This window comes from Patescibacteria group bacterium (genome assembly GCA_041662965.1).
Taxonomy (GTDB): Bacteria; Patescibacteriota; Patescibacteriia; order Patescibacteriales; family GWC2-42-12; genus JACPHD01.
In genome coordinates this window covers 280565-294223 of the sequence record JBAZRI010000001.1, presented here as the reverse complement: position 1 = coordinate 294223, position 13659 = coordinate 280565, and the positions used below count along the sequence as shown (strand labels likewise).

Here is a 13659-nt window from a genome sequence, read left to right as displayed (position 1 = left end):
GAACAAGGCTTAAAAGAATTTTCTAAATTAAGCGAGGAAAAAATCATTAGCGGCCGACAGGCCTTTAACTTATACCAGACTTACGGCTTTCCTTTTGAAATGACCGAGGAGCTGGCTTTGGAAAAAGGCCAAACCGTTGATCAGGCCGGCTTCGCCGATGAGTTAAAACAGCACCAAGACCTTTCGCGCACGGCTTCGGCCGGCATGTTTAAAGGCGGGTTGGCCGATTCAAGCGAAGCCACGATTAAATATCATACCACCGCCCACTTATTGCTCGCGGCTTTAAGAAAAGTTTTAGGCAACCAGGTTATCCAAAAAGGCAGTAATATCACCTCCGAACGCTTGCGCTTTGATTTTACGCATCAGGAAAAAATGACTGCTGAAGAAAAAGCCAAAGTTGAGGCCATGGTCAACCAAGCCATTAAGCAGGATTTAAAAGTAACTTGCGAAGAAATGACGCTTGATCAAGCTAGGGCCCAAGGCGCTCATGGAATATTTGACGCGAAATACGGCGAAAAAGTCAGAATTTATACGATCGGCGATGAAAAATTATATTTTTCCAAAGAAATCTGCGGCGGCCCGCATGTTAAGCAAACCGGAGGCTTAGGCAATTTTAAGATAAAAAAAGAAGAAAGCTCATCGGCCGGAGTAAGAAGAATTAAAGCTATTTTAGAATAAAATCATTTGCGTATTAAGAAATTCCGCCTGCTAGCGGAACTCCTCGCAATGACAGAAAATCGCTAATTTTAGAATAAAAATAGCAATTATTTAATAATATCGGCTTTTTCCGTATTTACTCTTGACAACTACTTAAATAAAACATATAATTATTTTACAGTAAATTATTAAGGTTTTGGCATCTCGCGTCAGGCGAGTAATTTTTTGCCAAACCTATTTTTGTTTTAAAATCGCAATTAATGCCAGAACAAAACACAACAATCAGCTCCAAGGATTTTATTGAAATGGTCGGCGAAGTCGTAGAATTGATGCCGGCCGCCAGCTTTAAGGTCATGTTGGAAAATGGCCATGAAATTTTAACGCATCTTTCCGGCAAAATGAGAATGAATAAAATCAGGCTCTTACCCGGAGATAAAGTCAGAATTCAAATCAGCCCTTACGATTTAACCAAGGGCAGAATAACTTACAGATTATAAAAAATAATGCGAATATTATTTTCGCATTTTTAAAACTTTAAAAACTTTTTTAGAAAAAGTTTTTAATATTTTCAAAAAATATAACGTATCAAGTAAAAATTTAATAGCGAGTAAAACTCTACGGCCATTAAATTTTTACTTGATGATAAAATATGAAAGTCAGAAGCAGCGTAAAAAAAATTTGCAAGGATTGTAAAATAATCAGGCGCAACGGCCGAGTTTGCGTTATTTGTAAAACTCCAAAACATAAGCAAAGGCAAGGCTAATTTAAAATTTTCAATTATCAATTTTCAATTTTCAAAAATTTATGGCTCTAAGAATCGCGGGCGTAAACATCCCGAATGAAAAAAGAATAGAAATCGCTTTAACCTATATTTACGGCATCGGTAAACCGAAATCCCAAGGCATTTTAAAGCTGGCTAAAATTGATCCCAGCATCAGAGTTAAAAATTTAACCGACGAGCAGGGCAATAAATTAAGAGATTTGATTGAAAAGCATAATAAAGTTGAAGGCGACTTAAAGCGCGATGTTTTCGCCAATATAAAAAGATTAAAAGAAATAGGCAGCTACCGCGGTTCCAGGCATGCCAAAGGCTTGCCCTGCCGCGGCCAGCGCACTAAAACCAATAACCGAACCGTCCGCGGCAACGTCAGAAAAACCGCGACCTCGGGCAAAAAGCCGTCGGCGCAAAAAACATAAACCTTTAAATTTTAGCTTGATAAAGCAATATGACAGAAGAAAAAAAACAAGATATAAAAGTTCCTGCCCCGGCCGCGGAGCCGGTAAAAGAAGAGGAAAAAATACAATCCATAACCGAGATGGATGAACCGGTCGCTCCAGCCGGCAATCCTTTGAATATGGTTGAAGAATTGCCCGAAGAAATCAGAAAAAAACTGGAAAAAAGCAAAGAAGACAGAAAAGTCCTTAAGAAAAAAGGGCGCAAAAAGAAAGTAGACAAAAAAGTTCCGGTCGGCGTCGCCCATGTTAAGGCGACTTACAATAACACCATCGTGGCTTTAACCGATTTAAGCGGCAACGTGATTTCCTGGGCTTCGGCCGGCATGGCCGGTTTTAAAGGGCCGAAAAAATCCACTCCTTACGCCGCCCAGATAATTACCAGGATCGCGGTGGAAAGAGCCAAAGAATTCGGCTTAACCGAAGTAAACGTCATAGTAAAAGGCGTGGGCACGGGCCGCGAATCGGCTATCAGAGCTTTAAACGCCAATGGCTTGATTATAACTTCAATTAAAGATATTACGCCTATACCGCATAACGGTTGCCGGCCTAAAAAACCAAGAAGAGTCTAAAATAAATAATTATGTCAAAATATCTAGGACCAAAATGCAAATTATGCCGCCGAGAAGGGGATAAATTAATGCTAAAAGGGGAGAGATGCTTTACGGCTAAATGCGCGATAGTTAAAAGAAACTATCCGCCGGGCCTGCATGGCCCGAAAGGCCGAGCCAGACAGAGCGGCTACAACATGCAGTTACGAGAAAAACAGAAAGCCAAAAGAATTTATAATTTGATGGAAAAACAATTCAAATTAAGTTTTTTAAGGGCCATTAAGCAAAAAGGCGAGGCTGGCGAAAATTTAATGAAAATATTGGAAACCAGGCTTGATAATGTTATTTACCGCTTAGGCTTCGCCCCGTCAAGGGCCCAGGCCAGAGTTCTAGCCAACCACGGCCATTTCCGAGTTAATGATAAAAAAGTTAATATTCCGTCATTTAACGTCAAAACCGGCGATATTATAAAGGTTAGGCAGTCAAGCCGAAAAAATAAGCACTTCGCTAATTTATCGGAAAAACTTAAAAAAATAGAAACCCCGAGCTGGCTTAATCTTGAGATTAAAGATTTAAGCGCCAAAGTTTTGCATCAGCCGGCTAAAGAAGATTTTGAATCAAAAATCAACAGCCAGATGATCGTTGAGTTCTATTCTAAATAACCCGCGAATTTACAAACAATTATTATAAATAAACAAGAATTATATGGAAAAAATAGCTTTGCCGCAAAAAATAGAATTTGTTAAAGGTTCAAGCGCGAACAACAAGCAAATTATCATTGAGCCATGCTACCCGGGCTATGGCGCTACTATCGGCAATGCTTTAAGAAGGGTATTATTGTCTTCTTTGCCCGGAGCCGCCCCTATCGGCGTAAAAATTAAAGGCGCTGACCATGAATTTATGTCTTTACCCCATGTTAAAGAAGATGTTTTAGAGCTTATTTTGAATTTAAAGAAACTGCGCTTAAAAGTTTTCACTGACGAGGTTGTGAAGCTTGAGCTTGATGCCCGCGGCGAGAAAGAAGTTAAAGCTTCTGATATAAAAAAGAACAGCTTGGTGGAAATAGCCAATCCTGACTTGGTTTTAGGCCATGTTACCGATATGGCAGGGAGCCTAAGCATGGAAATTTCCGTTTCTCGAGGGTCGGGTTATATAACGGTTGAAAGCCGTGAAAGCGCTAAAAATGAAATCGGCTACATTGAAATGGATTCTATTTTTTCTCCGGTAATGTCGGTCGGCGTCAACATTGAAAACGTCCGCATCGGCAAAATGACCAACTGGGATAAACTGATTTTGGATTTAACCACCGACGGCACGATAACTCCGGAAGACGCCTTTAATAAATCCGTGGATATTTTAATAAATCAATTTAACGCTTTAATCGGAAAAACCGTTAAAGAAGAGGCCGAAGAAATAAAAACTGAAGCCGCGGAAACTAAAGAAGCGGAAAAGAAAGAAGGAATACCGGAAGAAGCCGGCGAAGACAAAAAAACTAAAAAACGCGGCCGGCCGAAAAAAAGTTAAATAATATTTTTATATGAGACATAGAGTAAAAGGGAAAAAACTAGACAGAACCAAAGCGCCCAGGGTTGCGATGCTGAAAAATTTAGCGTCCAGCATTATTATTTATGAAAAAGTTAAGACTACCGAGGCTAAAGCCAAAACGGTAAAACCGCTTTTGGAAAAAATCATTACCGCGTCAATCAAGGGCGATTTGGCCAGCCGCCGGGAATTAATCAGATTATTGCCCCAGCCGATGGCCGTAAAAAAAGCCATGGAAATTTTAGCGGTTAAATACAAAGGCAGACAAGGCGGTTATTTAAGGATCATTAAGCTGGGCAAAAGAGCCGGCGATAGCGCGGAGATGGTGCAAATTGAATTGGTTTAAAAAAATATTTAAAAAAATATACTGCATTAAATAATATGGAAAGAAAAATTTATAAAATTGACGCTGAAGGCAAAGCGGCCGGCCGATTGGCTACGGAAATAGCCTTAATCTTGCGCGGTAAAAATAAGGCCGAATATCTGCCTCATTTAGATATGGGCGGCATAGTTCAGGTTATAAACATAGCCAAGCTTAAATTCAGCGGCAAAAAGATTGAACAAAAAAAATATTATAAATATTCCGGTTATCCGGGCGGCTTAAAAACCAAAAAAATAGCCGACTTGAAGCCGGCCGACATTTTAAAAAGGGCGGTTAGAGACATGCTGCCGCCGACCAAGCATAGAGTAAATATGCTAAAAAGATTAATTATAAATTAATATGACCGAAACAGAAGCTATAAAATTTAAAGGCAGATATACGGTCGGTTTAGGCCGCCGAAAAACTTCAACCGCCCGGGTTAGAGTCTATAAAGGTAGCGAGGGTTTATTTGTTATTAACGGCGTTGAGGCTAAAAAATATTTCCCGGAAGAAGAATTATTTTTAATTATCAGCCAGCCCCTGAAATTAGCCGGTTTGGCTAAAGATTTTAACATATCGGTTAATCTCGCCGGCGGCGGTAAAAAAGGCCAAGCCGAAGCCGTACGGCACGGCATCGCCCGCGCCCTACTCGCGATCAATCCGGAATTAAGGGCATCGTTTAAGGTAAAAGGCTGGATTATGCGCGACGCGCGCAAGAAAGAAAGAAAGAAACCGGGCCTAAAGAAAGCCAGGCGCGCTCCGCAATGGGCTAAACGTTAAGGCATGTCATTCCCGCGTAGGCGGGAATCCAGAATTTATAATATACAAATATCAAATATACAATAAAACCTTGTTTAAAAAACGGGGTTTTATTTTTATTAAAAATAAGCTATAATATTAACATATTTTATGGCCGAAAAAATTACTAATATCGCCAAGAATACGTCTTACTTCACCTTGGCTTTAATACTGCAAAAAATAATTTCTTTCACTTATTTTGTTTTAATCGCCCGCGCCATCGGCCCGGCCGATTTAGGCAAATATTACTTTGCCATTTCTTTCACTTCCATCTTCGGAATTTTTATTGATATCGGCCAATCCAGCGTCCTGACGCGCGAAGTGGCCAAGCGCCCGGACAATGCCGAGAAATTCTTCAGCTCGGTTTTTTTAATTAAGCTGCCTTTGGCTCTACTAGCTATGCTGGCGGCTTTCAGCCTAATAAATTTTTCGGCTTATCCCGAGATAACCCGCCAGCTGGTTTATCTTTCCATGTTTTGCATGGCCCTAGATTCTTTTACTTTAACCTTTTTCGCGGTTAGCCGCGGTTTCCATAACTTAAAATACGAAAGCATCTCTTCGGTTATCTTCCAGCTAATCGTTCTGGCCGTAATTTTAACCGTCTTAAAATTCAATCTGGGGCTTGTCTGGCTGATGATGTCCTTGGTTTTAGCCAGCCTGTATAATTTAATTTTTTCATTTTATATTTTAAAAACCAGATGGAAGCTTAAAATTAATTGGCGGCCGGATAAAATTTTAATTAAAAGCATCTTAATGATTTCCCTGCCTTTCGCGGTTTACGCTATTTTCCAGCGGCTTTACATGTATCTTGATTCGGTCATGCTCTCGCTTCTCTCGGGCGACCATCAAGTAGGCATCTACCAAATTCCTTTTAAAATTATTTTCGCTTTACAGTTTCTGCCCATGGCTTTCGTGGCTTCGCTTTTCCCCGCCTTAAGCCATTATTGGCATAATAACCGCGAACAGCTGGCCATTACTTTTGAGCGCGCCATGAATTATTTAATAATCATTTCTTTGCCGGTTTCCGTCGGCGGAATAATTTTAGCCGATAAAATAATGATAATTTTTAAAAGCGGCTTTAACGACGCGATTTTACCATTGCAAATTACCATGGGCGCGGTCGTTTTTATGTTTTTAAACTTTCCGGCCGGATCGCTTTTAAACGCCTGCGACCGGCAAAAAACCAATACTATCAATATGGGCATTGTCTTAACGGCGAGCGTTATTTTAAATTTAATTTTAATACCCCGCTTAGAGGCGGCCGGCGCCAGTTTAACCGCCTTGCTGACTAATTTACTGATGTTTATTTTGAGCATGTGGATAGTTCCGCGAATCACTAAATATGATTATAAAAAAATAATCGCCATATCAGTAAAGTCGCTTTTGGCCGTAGCGGTCATGGGCGCGGTCGGCTATTATTTAAAAAATCAAGTCAATCTTATTTTAACCGTTATCTTAGCCGGCTTAAGCTACTTTATCGCTTTATATATCTTTAAAGGCTTTAAAAAGGAAGACGTGATAAGCATTTATCAATCTTTCAGTAAAAAATCATAAAGACGTCCGACGTCCCGGGGACGTCGGACGTCCAGGCAATCTAAAATGAAAACTCTATTATTTACATTAGAATATCCGCCGTTTCATGGCGGCGTGGCCAATTATTACGGTAATCTGGTAAAATACTGGCCCTCCTTCGCTAAAGCTTCCACCGACGCTAAAGCTTTGGCGGACAAGTCGGAGGGCAAGCCCAAGCCGGACGAAATTTCCGTGCTTGATAACAAGGATGGGCGCTTGATTAATAATAAACTGCCGCTGTTAAAATGGCTGCCGGCTTATTTCGCTTTGCGGCGGGAAATAAAACAAGAAAAAATCGAGCATATTTTAGTCGGCCAAATTTTGCCCTTAGGCGCGGCCGCGTTGATTTGCGCCAAATTTTTTAAAATAAAATATTCGGTATTTTTACACGGCATGGATTTAACTTACGCCTTGAAGAAACCCAGAAAAAAATGGCTGGCTAAAAAAATTTTATCTAATACCCATAAAATAATTTGCTTAAACGGCTACACGGCGAATTTAACCAAACAATTTTTCCCGTTAAGCGCGGATAAAATAGCCGTCGTTAACCCGGCGATTGAGCCGGCGCGGCCGGCGGCGCCGGAAAAAATTTCTGCTTTAAAAAAACAATATAATTTAACCGATAAAATAATTTTATTATCGGTCGGCAGGCTGGTAAAACGCAAAGGTTTTGATAAAGTCATAGAAGCTCTGCCGGAAGCGCTAAGACAAGCGCCGAATTTAATTTATATTATTTTAGGCGGCGGAGCCGAATTAAAAAATTTAAAATTTCAAATTTCAAATTTGGGATTGGAAAAACAAGTTATAATAATAAATCAAGCTACGGACAAGGAGCGCGATAATTGGTATAATGCCAGCGACATCTTTATTATGCCTAGCCGAAATATTAACGGCGATTTTGAGGGCTTTGGCCTAGTTTATCTGGAAGCTAATCTGGCCGGCAAGCCGGTAATAGCCGGCAAAAGCGGCGGAGTCGGCGACGCCGTAATAGCCGGCTTAAACGGCCTCTTAGTTGATCCCGAAGATACGGAGCAAATCGCTTCGGCTATCATTAAATTAGCCCGGGATCCCGGACTGCGAAAAAAATTAGGCGAGCAGGGGAGAGAGCGAGCGATCAAAGAATTTAATTGGGAAAAACAGATTAAAAAAATATATAAAGCAATAACATTCTCTCACTGTCATTGCGAGAAGCGCAGCGACGAAGCAATCTCTGGTTAAATCCCACGTATGTGAGATTGCCGCGCTCCCTGCGGTCGCTCGCAATGACAAATAACAATATGATAAGCATTATTATCCCGGTTTATAATCAGGCCGAACATCTGGCTAATTGCTTAGCCGGCATTAAAAAACAAACTTACGGTAATTATGAAATTATCGTGGTTGACGACGGCTCAACGGATAATATAATTAAAGTGATTGAAAAATTCAAGCAAATTTTCGGCTTGAAATTATCTTACACCGAGCAGGAAAACAGGGGAGCGGCCGCGGCCAGGAATAAAGGCGCTAAATTAGCCGGCGGAGAATATATAATTTTTTGCGACGCCGACGCTGTCATGAAGCCGTTTATGCTTGAAGTGATGCTGAAAACTTTAAAAAATAACCTAAGCGCCAGCTTCTGCTATTCGTCTTTTATCTGGGGCCGTAAAAAATTCAAGCTTTGGCCGTTTGACGCCGAGAAGCTTAAAGAGATGCCTTACATCACTACAACTTCATTAATCAAGCGCGAGCATTTTCCCGGCTTTGACGAAGCTATAAAAAAATTCCAAGACTGGGATCTTTGGCTGACTATGCTGGAACAGGGCCATACGGGAGTTTTCGCCGACCAAATTCTTTTTAAGCTTGCCTTAGGCGGCACGCAGACTATGAGCGGCTGGCTGCCGTCCTGCGCTTATAAACTATTTCCCTGGCTGCCCCGGGTTAAAAAATACAATCAAGCCATGGCCATAATCAAGCAAAAGCATAACCTATAATAAAAAATCCTCCAATTTTTAAAATAAACCGGAGGATAAATAAACAATTTAAGAGCCATTTAAATTGGCTCGCCACAGTCAGCGCATACCATGATTTTCTGATTATTTTGTGGATCTTGAGAACAAAAAATATCAGTTATTAAGCATGATTCGCTAATAACATAGAAATTACAGCCGCATGCTGCGCAAGGCTCAGGCATAATTTTTTTTGAAGATCGCTCTGCCTGAGATTCAAATTCAGCCATGAGTTCTATCCGTCTTATGAAATTTTCACACGCAGTGTCAATAATCGATTCTATAATACTTTTTCTTTTTTCCATTAGCCCCTCCTTCTGTTTGGGTAAAAATTTTTAGATGAATTTAAATAAAATAAATTATATAATTAGCCTATTAGCCAAGAAATAATAACTACGATTGAAAAGAGCCGCCATATCCTCATAAATTACCCTCCTTATTTCCATCGGTTATTTAAAATAACTTTAACTAATATTAAACAGAATGTCAATAAATGGTATTTTAAATAAAAATTTACGGTTAATTTTTTTACTGATAATCTTAGCCGAAATATTATCATTTTTAGGCTATTATTATCCGGCGGTTAATTTTACCGCGTTTTTTATTATAATAGCTCTGGTTTTAATCTTATCATTATACCGGCTGGAATATGGCTTATATATATTATTAGCCGAACTGTTAATCAGCTCTTTCGGTTATTTATTCTATTTTGAAACCGGCGGTTTTAAAATTTCCATCCGCATCGCGCTCTGGCTGATTGTTATGTCGGTTTGGCTGGCCGGAACCGTAATTAAATCGGTAAAAACAAAAAAGCTGGAATTAAATTTTTTCCGTTCGCCTTATTTATTTTATTTTTCAGCTTTATTTATTTTCATCGCTCTAGGCGCAGTAAGCGGCTTTTTAAAAAATAATTCGTTAAACAATATCTTTTTTGATTTTAACAATTGGCTGTATTTTTTATTGGTTTTTCCGGTATTTTCCCTTTTGCGATCTGACGATAATTTAAACATTGTTAAGCAAATATTTTTAGCGTCCATAAGCTGGCTTAGCGTAAAAACGATTATTTTAGCTTATATTTTTTCCCATAGTTTTAATTTTTTTATTCCGGATCTTTACCTTTGGGTGCGCCGCAGCGGAGTCGGGGAGATAACCCAAGTCGTTCCCGGGTTCAACCGGATATTTATGCAATCGCATATTTTTGTTTTAATCGGCTTTTTTATTCTGCTGTTTTATTTATTGAAAAATTTAGCGGAAAAACATACCGCCTTAAATAAACAAAGTCTTAAATTAATCGGCTTGGCCTCTTTATTATTATCAATCATCATAGTCAGTTTTTCGCGAAGCTTTTGGCTGGGGCTAGCGGCCGGCGGCTTATCCGTTTGGCTGGCCATGATTTTTAAATTAAAAACCAAGTTAAAAGAATTTATCGTTTTTAACCTGCTGGCTCTAGCTGTTATAATTTTAAGCCTGGCCTTAACTTTTTTTATTATAAAATTTCCTTACCCGGCGCCGGCCGGAGATTTTAACGCCACGAATTTATTAAGCGACCGAGCCACGCAAATTACTGATGAGGCCGGCGCTTCTTCAAGGTGGCAGCTTTTGCCGCCGTTATGGCAGAAAATTAAAGCCGCGCCGATTTTAGGCCAAGGCTTTGGCGCCACGGTAACTTATATCAGCAGCGATCCCCGCGTTTTAAGCGCTAATTTAAAAGGTGAATACACGACTTATGCTTTTGAATGGGGCTGGCTTGATGTTTGGCTGAAATTGGGAATTTTCGGCTTATTGGCTTATTTAGCTTTATTTGCCAAGCTTATTTTTGACGGCTTTAAAATAGGCTCATATTATTCCTTGTCATTAGCCGCCGGCTTAATAGTCGTCTTGGCGGTTAATATCTTCAGCCCGTACGTTAACCATCCTTTAGGCATCGGCTGCCTAATCATCGCCGCGGTTATGCTGGAAAATTTAAAATTAAAAAATAATTTTTAGCGCGAACAACGCTCTTGCGCAAATTTTAAACTTCCTGTATATTGTAGATTATATAATTTTACTTCTAATTTAATAAACATTATGCCCGACCAAATCATTTCCCAAGAAGGCTATGATAAATTAAAGAAAGAGCTTGACGAAAGGCTTGGCCCTAAAAGGCTGGAAATCGCCGGCCGGATTGAAACGGCTAAAGAACTTGGAGATTTAAGCGAAAACGCCGAATATGCCGAAGCTAAAGATGAGCAAGCTTTTAACGACGGGCGGATCGGCGAGCTGATGGCTTTATTAAAAAACGTTACCATCGTGCAGAATAACGGCGATAAGCATAAGGTCGGCATGGGCTCAAAAGTAACCGCCTTAAGCGAAGGCAAAACCAAAGAGTTTGCTATCGTCAGCTTTAACGAAGCTAACCCAGGCGAAGGCAAAATTTCCAATGAATCGCCTTTGGGCGTAGCTTTGCTCGGAAAAAAGAAGGGTGAAAAAATAACGGTTAACACGCCTCGGGGCAATGTAATTTATGAAATTTTAAAAGTTGAATAAATATCAGCGGTATTCTAAAAATAAGCTTTGTGAGAAGCTTATTTTTTATTTGGCTTTTATTTTGACTTTTAGGTTAAATTAGGGTAAAATATCAACATTAATTTATAAGTTAATTCGTATGATAAAAACAAGCGAGCGCGAGGACCGGCTTAAAAAATTAGCGGAATTAAAAAAATTAGGCGTCAACCCTTACCCGGCCAAAGCGGAAAAGAATATCTTTGTGAATAACGTTCTGGCTGATTTTGAAAAATTGCAATCAGGCGAAGTTGAATTGAAATTAGCCGGCCGGCTAAGAAGCCTGCGCGCCCACGGCAATCTTACTTTCGCCCATCTGGAAGACGGTAGCGGTAAAATCCAGCTGGCTTTTTCTAAAAAAGAAATTGGCGACTCGAGCTATAAAATATTTTCAAAATACGTTGACATCGGCGATTTCGCGCAAATCTCCGGCACGGCCTTTTTAACCCATAACGGTGAAAAAAGCGTTATGGTTAAAGATTGGCGGCTCTTAGCCAAAGCCGTCCGGCCCCTGCCGGAAAAATGGCACGGTTTATCGGACGAAGAAGAGCTATTGAGAAAACGCTATTTGGATATTTTATTTAACAGCGAGGTAAAAGACATATTTATAAAACGCGCGAAATTTTGGCAGTCTATCCGGGATTTTTTAATTAAGAAAAATTTTTTGGAAGTTGAAACTCCGGTCCTGGAGAATACCGCCGGCGGCGCCGACGCCAGGCCTTTTTTAACTCATCATAACGCTTTGGATATGAATGTTTATCTGCGTATTTGCGCCGGCGAATTATGGCAAAAACGGCTGATGATCGCGGGTTTTGAAAAAACTTTTGAGATTGGGCGAGTTTTTCGCAATGAAGGCATGGACGCCGAGCATCTGCAGGATTACACGCATATGGAATTTTATTGGGCCTACGCCGATTATGAAGCCGGCATGAAACTGGTTGAAGAGCTGTTTAAATACGCGGCCGAGGAAACTTTCGGCGCGCTTAAATTTAAAATTAAAAATTTTGCAGTTGATTTGGGGAAAACCTGGGAGCGCTATGATTACCGCGAAACCGTAAAAAAATATACGGGCGTTGATATTTTAGCTACGGATATAAAACAGATTGAAAAAAAACTAAAAGAACTGGGCGTGGAATATGATAAAAAAGGCTTTAATAAAACTCGCGCCATTGATAATTTATGGAAATATTGCCGTAAGCAAATCACCGGCCCGGGCTTTTTAACCGGCGTGCCGATTGAAGTCTCGCCTTTGGCTAAGCGCGATGAGAAACATCCGGAATTAAGCCAGAGATTTCAGGTGATTATCGCCGGCTCGGAACTAGGCAACGGCTATAGCGAGCTTAATGATCCTTTAGACCAGGTTGAAAGATTTAAAGAGCAGGCTAAATTAAGGGAAGCAGGGGACGAAGAAGCCCAGATGTTTGATGCTGAATTTGTGGAAGCTTTAGAATACGGCATGCCGCCGGCTTGCGGCTTTGGCATGTCGGAGCGCGTCTTTGCTTTTTTAATGGACAGATCCATGAGAGAATGCCAAATTTTCCCGCTGATGCGGCCGAAATAATAATGTCATCCCGAATGCCGCTTCAGCGGCAGAGGGATCTCGGCAAAGCGCGATAAAATGATAATATAATTTAAAGATGAAAGAATATACTTACTATATTTATATTTTAACTAACATCAATAATAAACGATTTTATATCGGAGTTACCAATAATCTATTGAACCGCTGCTATGAACATAAAAATAAAAAATTTCCAAAAAGTTTTACCGCGAAGTACAATATCAATAAATTAGTTTATTATGAAATATTTAATGATATTAGCTACGCCATCTCCAGAGAAAAAGAATTAAAAGGCTGGCGCAGAGAAAAGAAAATAAACTTAATAAAAAGTAACAACTTAATATTTAAAGACTTAATAATAGATTTTTTATAATTTACATTATTGCATTTAACGAGATCCCTCGTCGCTCATCTGCCGATTGGCAGATGCGCTCACTCGGGATGACAATAAAAATGAAAATTGTTATGATTTTCGGCACATTTGATATTTTGCATCCCGGGCATATCAACTTTATAAAACAGGCTAAAAAATATGGCGATTGTCTAATCGTTGTTATTGCCCGCAACAGCACGGTTTTAAAGGTTAAAGGCAAATTGCCCGAGCATAGCGAAAAACAGCGCCTAGAGGCGATTAAAGGCCTAAAATTGGCGTCTAAAGCGGTATTAGGCAGTCTAACCGATAAATACAGCGCCATTAAAAAATACCGGCCGAATATAATCTGCCTGGGCTATGACCAAACTAATTTTGTTGACCGGCTTAAAAACGAATTAAAAAGATTAAAATTAAAAACTAAAATTGTAAGATTAAGGCCTTTTATGCCGCATAAATACAAAACATCTATTATTTTAAAAAACTAA

At 39.8% G+C, this 13659-nt stretch carries 19 protein-coding genes; 18 read left to right on the top strand and 1 reads right to left on the bottom strand.

The features are described from left to right. The 13 genes from WC639_01295 to WC639_01235 form a co-directional block, all read left to right on the top strand. On the top strand, positions 1-678 hold a 678-nt coding region (locus WC639_01295), incomplete at its 5' end, for an alanine--tRNA ligase-related protein (protein ID MFA6306430.1). Between the two features lie 260 nt (positions 679-938). Further along, on the top strand, positions 939-1154 hold the full coding sequence (infA, locus tag WC639_01290; protein MFA6306429.1) for a translation initiation factor IF-1: 216 nt from the start codon (positions 939-941) through the stop codon (positions 1152-1154). Positions 1155-1306: 152 nt separating this feature from the next. Continuing rightward, entirely contained in the window at positions 1307-1420 is a 114-nt protein-coding gene (gene rpmJ, locus WC639_01285; GenBank protein ID MFA6306428.1) for a 50S ribosomal protein L36, read from the top strand. A 41-nt stretch (positions 1421-1461) separates the two neighbouring features. Then, positions 1462-1854: a 30S ribosomal protein S13 gene (gene rpsM / locus WC639_01280; GenBank protein MFA6306427.1), complete on the top strand. Its 393-nt coding sequence runs from the start codon at positions 1462-1464 to the stop codon at positions 1852-1854. Between the two features lie 158 nt (positions 1855-2012). Further along, a complete protein-coding gene (rpsK, locus tag WC639_01275) occupies positions 2013-2462 on the top strand; it encodes a 30S ribosomal protein S11 (protein ID MFA6306426.1) in 450 nt (149 codons plus the stop codon). An 11-nt stretch (positions 2463-2473) separates the two neighbouring features. Beyond that, the gene (gene rpsD, locus WC639_01270) at positions 2474-3103 is read left to right on the top strand and encodes a 30S ribosomal protein S4 (GenBank protein ID MFA6306425.1); all 630 of its coding nucleotides are present in this window, start codon (positions 2474-2476) and stop codon (positions 3101-3103) included. Positions 3104-3146: 43 nt separating this feature from the next. Further along, a complete protein-coding gene (rpoA, locus tag WC639_01265) occupies positions 3147-3965 on the top strand; it encodes a DNA-directed RNA polymerase subunit alpha (GenBank protein ID MFA6306424.1) in 819 nt (272 codons plus the stop codon). A 13-nt stretch (positions 3966-3978) separates the two neighbouring features. Beyond that, the gene (rplQ, locus tag WC639_01260) at positions 3979-4329 is read left to right on the top strand and encodes a 50S ribosomal protein L17 (GenBank protein MFA6306423.1); all 351 of its coding nucleotides are present in this window, start codon (positions 3979-3981) and stop codon (positions 4327-4329) included. A 35-nt stretch (positions 4330-4364) separates the two neighbouring features. Then, positions 4365-4703, top strand: a complete 339-nt coding sequence (rplM, locus tag WC639_01255) for a 50S ribosomal protein L13 (protein MFA6306422.1) — start codon at positions 4365-4367, stop codon at positions 4701-4703. A gap of 1 nt (position 4704) precedes the next feature. Then, entirely contained in the window at positions 4705-5124 is a 420-nt protein-coding gene (rpsI, locus tag WC639_01250) for a 30S ribosomal protein S9 (protein MFA6306421.1), read from the top strand. A 129-nt stretch (positions 5125-5253) separates the two neighbouring features. Next, positions 5254-6696 (top strand): flippase, encoded by a 1443-nt coding sequence (locus WC639_01245; protein MFA6306420.1) that lies wholly within the window; start codon positions 5254-5256, stop codon positions 6694-6696. A 45-nt stretch (positions 6697-6741) separates the two neighbouring features. Further along, positions 6742-7932 (top strand): glycosyltransferase family 4 protein, encoded by a 1191-nt coding sequence (locus tag WC639_01240; protein MFA6306419.1) that lies wholly within the window; start codon positions 6742-6744, stop codon positions 7930-7932. Between the two features lie 59 nt (positions 7933-7991). Continuing rightward, a complete protein-coding gene (locus WC639_01235) occupies positions 7992-8684 on the top strand; it encodes a glycosyltransferase family A protein (protein MFA6306418.1) in 693 nt (230 codons plus the stop codon). A gap of 59 nt (positions 8685-8743) precedes the next feature. Here WC639_01235 and WC639_01230 read toward each other — a convergent pair whose 3' ends face one another. Next, a complete protein-coding gene (locus WC639_01230; GenBank protein ID MFA6306417.1) occupies positions 8744-9004 on the bottom strand; it encodes a hypothetical protein in 261 nt (86 codons plus the stop codon). 178 nt (positions 9005-9182) lie between these two features. Between WC639_01230 and WC639_01225 the strand changes: the two genes are divergently transcribed. The 5 genes from WC639_01225 (at position 9183) to WC639_01205 (ending at position 13659) form a co-directional block, all read left to right on the top strand. Beyond that, on the top strand, positions 9183-10685 hold the full coding sequence (locus WC639_01225; GenBank protein MFA6306416.1) for an O-antigen ligase family protein: 1503 nt from the start codon (positions 9183-9185) through the stop codon (positions 10683-10685). An 81-nt stretch (positions 10686-10766) separates the two neighbouring features. Then, positions 10767-11225, top strand: a complete 459-nt coding sequence (gene greA / locus WC639_01220; GenBank protein ID MFA6306415.1) for a transcription elongation factor GreA — start codon at positions 10767-10769, stop codon at positions 11223-11225. Between the two features lie 118 nt (positions 11226-11343). Then, on the top strand, positions 11344-12801 hold the full coding sequence (gene lysS, locus WC639_01215; protein MFA6306414.1) for a lysine--tRNA ligase: 1458 nt from the start codon (positions 11344-11346) through the stop codon (positions 12799-12801). Between the two features lie 76 nt (positions 12802-12877). Continuing rightward, positions 12878-13174: a GIY-YIG nuclease family protein gene (locus WC639_01210; GenBank protein MFA6306413.1), complete on the top strand. Its 297-nt coding sequence runs from the start codon at positions 12878-12880 to the stop codon at positions 13172-13174. Between the two features lie 68 nt (positions 13175-13242). Further along, a complete protein-coding gene (locus WC639_01205) occupies positions 13243-13659 on the top strand; it encodes an adenylyltransferase/cytidyltransferase family protein (protein ID MFA6306412.1) in 417 nt (138 codons plus the stop codon).

Excerpts from the sequence above, each read along its gene's own strand:
- rplM (MFA6306422.1), top strand. The coding sequence starts at position 4,365 with ATGGAAAGAAAAATTTATAAAATTGACGCTGAAGGCAAAGCGGCCGGC.
- WC639_01225 (MFA6306416.1), top strand. The coding sequence starts at position 9,183 with ATGTCAATAAATGGTATTTTAAATAAAAATTTACGGTTAATTTTTTTA.
- rpsK (MFA6306426.1), top strand. The coding sequence starts at position 2,013 with ATGGTTGAAGAATTGCCCGAAGAAATCAGAAAAAAACTGGAAAAAAGC.
- WC639_01210 (MFA6306413.1), top strand. The coding sequence starts at position 12,878 with ATGAAAGAATATACTTACTATATTTATATTTTAACTAACATCAATAAT.
- rpsI (MFA6306421.1), top strand. The coding sequence starts at position 4,705 with ATGACCGAAACAGAAGCTATAAAATTTAAAGGCAGATATACGGTCGGT.
- rplQ (MFA6306423.1), top strand. The coding sequence starts at position 3,979 with ATGAGACATAGAGTAAAAGGGAAAAAACTAGACAGAACCAAAGCGCCC.
- rpmJ (MFA6306428.1), top strand. The coding sequence starts at position 1,307 with ATGAAAGTCAGAAGCAGCGTAAAAAAAATTTGCAAGGATTGTAAAATA.
- WC639_01240 (MFA6306419.1), top strand. The coding sequence starts at position 6,742 with ATGAAAACTCTATTATTTACATTAGAATATCCGCCGTTTCATGGCGGC.
- WC639_01235 (MFA6306418.1), top strand. The coding sequence starts at position 7,992 with ATGATAAGCATTATTATCCCGGTTTATAATCAGGCCGAACATCTGGCT.
- rpsD (MFA6306425.1), top strand. The coding sequence starts at position 2,474 with ATGTCAAAATATCTAGGACCAAAATGCAAATTATGCCGCCGAGAAGGG.
- greA (MFA6306415.1), top strand. The coding sequence starts at position 10,767 with ATGCCCGACCAAATCATTTCCCAAGAAGGCTATGATAAATTAAAGAAA.
- rpoA (MFA6306424.1), top strand. The coding sequence starts at position 3,147 with ATGGAAAAAATAGCTTTGCCGCAAAAAATAGAATTTGTTAAAGGTTCA.
- lysS (MFA6306414.1), top strand. The coding sequence starts at position 11,344 with ATGATAAAAACAAGCGAGCGCGAGGACCGGCTTAAAAAATTAGCGGAA.
- WC639_01205 (MFA6306412.1), top strand. The coding sequence starts at position 13,243 with ATGACAATAAAAATGAAAATTGTTATGATTTTCGGCACATTTGATATT.
- WC639_01230 (MFA6306417.1), bottom strand. The coding sequence starts at position 9,004 with ATGGAAAAAAGAAAAAGTATTATAGAATCGATTATTGACACTGCGTGT.
- rpsM (MFA6306427.1), top strand. The coding sequence starts at position 1,462 with ATGGCTCTAAGAATCGCGGGCGTAAACATCCCGAATGAAAAAAGAATA.
- WC639_01245 (MFA6306420.1), top strand. The coding sequence starts at position 5,254 with ATGGCCGAAAAAATTACTAATATCGCCAAGAATACGTCTTACTTCACC.